Annotated in this window: 1 pseudogene; it reads left to right on the top strand. The window is 54.6% G+C overall.

The annotated features are described in order from the left end of the window. Positions 1-593: 593 nt before the first annotated feature. A pseudogene (gene istA, locus ABLN87_RS22130) lies at positions 594-1908 on the top strand (IS21 family transposase); the annotation flags it as partial. Positions 1909-2023 lie beyond the last annotated feature (115 nt).

The raw sequence follows: 2023 nt of genomic DNA, 5'->3' as shown, positions 1-2023 counted from the left end.
CTTCGGTTCTGGCGATCCAGAAAATCCCATCAAGAACAAGACGGTGATCATGGGGTTTGCGCCCGTTTGGAGCGCGTACGTCGAGGATGAAACGCTCAAAAAACGCCCTAGTATGCAGCAAGAGGAAGGAGACTAATCGAGCAAGGAACGATCCTGTCGGTTGTTGGCGTAATCGACAGGACCAGTAACACCTCAAAGCCCGGGGCATTCCTCACACATCAAGAGAAGACTGGAACGATGAAGCACACAGCAAACCCCGATGCTGCTCCCAAAAAGGACAGCAAATGCGCCATGGTCAATGATTCGACTTCGGAAAGCAATAGCGACTTCTGAACAGTTTCCAGGGGTCAGATAGGCGCCCGATCTGCACGCCTGAGCCACACCCCACAATTGGTATTATGTAACTATTACTGACCTATTAGTGAGAGACGGAAAGGTGATCGAAAGCAAGATTGAAAGGCGCTCAGTGCCTGCCGCTCAGAGCTTCGATCAAGCCCGCACGGACATTATCACTGTTGATTGTCACTGAGAACTGACCCATGTGCACAAACTTCCCCGACGGTTTTGGTTGGGGGGGAATTGGAGTGATCGACATGGGATTTTTGAGTGTCACCAGACGCTGGGCATTGCGAGACAAAGTGCCGATACGCGAGATCGCCCGTTGGACGGGTTTGTCTCGGAATACTATCAAGAAGTATCTACGCGAAGGCGCGTAGGAGCCGAAGTTCAAGACGCCCAAGCGTCCAAGCAAATTGGACCCATATGCGGATCGGTTGTCCGCTTGGCTTCTGATCCACACCAGCAAGTCGCGCAAAGAGCGGCGCACGGTCAAACAAATGCACGCGGATCTGGTGAAGCTGTGATATGATGGCTCCTATGAACGCATCGCGGCTTTTGCCCGGGCCTGGCGCCAAGATCAACACCGTGCTGAACAGACAACGGGACGCGGCACCTATGTGCCTTTGGTCTTCCAACCCGGTGAAGCGTTCCATTTCGATTGGAGCGAGGACTGGGCCAACATAGGTGGTGAGCGGGTCAAACTTCAGGTCGCGCATATCAAACTGTCACACAGCCGCGCGTTCCTGGTACGCACTTACCCGCTGCAAACGCATGAGATGCTGTTCGACGCTCATTGGCATGCGTTCAGAGTCTTTGGCGGCGTCCCCGGGCGTGGTATCTATGACAATATGAAGACGGCGGTAGACCGCAGTGGCGAAGGCAAACAACGCGATGTCAATGCACGCTTCGAAGCTATGGCCAGCCACTATGTCTATGAACCTGAGTTCTGCAATCCGGCAACGGGCTGGGAGTAGGGCCAGGTCGGGAAGAACGTACAAGATGCGCGTAACCGCATGTGGCAGATCATGCCCGTTTTTGCCGATCTTGCAGAGCTGAACCAGTGGCTTGAAGATCGTTGCATCACTCTTTGGGCGGAGACTCCACACAAAGCCTCACCGGGGTCCATCACTGACGTTTGGGAGACCGAGAAGCCCATGCTGATAGCGCTCTCCAGCATTCGACGGCTTCATTGAGCTCAGCAAGCGTGTGTCCCCGACATGTTTGGTTACCTTCGAACGCAATCGCTACAGCGTGCCCGCCAGCTTTGCAAACCGCCGTATCAGCTTGCATGTCTATCCCGAAAGGCTGGTTGTCGTCGCTGAGGGTCAAACGGTTTGCGAACATGCGCGGATCATCGAGCGGTCTCATCGCAAGCCCGGCAAGGTCATCTATGACCGGCCTCACTATCTCGCTGTTATCCAACGCAAACCGGGTGCGCTTCGGAATGGTGCTCCGTTCGCGGAGACGCCAAACGCCTTCCGTCAATTGCAGGTTCATATGCTGCGCAAAGAGGGCGGAGACCGAGAGATGGCCGATGTCCTTTCATTGGTTCTGCAGCACAATGAGGAAGACGGGGGTCTGTTCCGGCTGGGGGCAGAATGACACCTTAAGGCCGTTTAGCTAGGGCTGCGCTGTTTCCTTGATCAATCTGTAAGCTGTTGATCTTGCGATGCCGAGTTGTTTT

It is taken from the genome of Ruegeria sp. SCP10, assembly GCF_040329495.1.
GTDB lineage: Bacteria > Pseudomonadota > Alphaproteobacteria > Rhodobacterales > Rhodobacteraceae > Ruegeria.
Note: the sequence above shows the minus strand (reverse complement) of the source record. Positions and strands in the feature narration are given on the sequence as shown.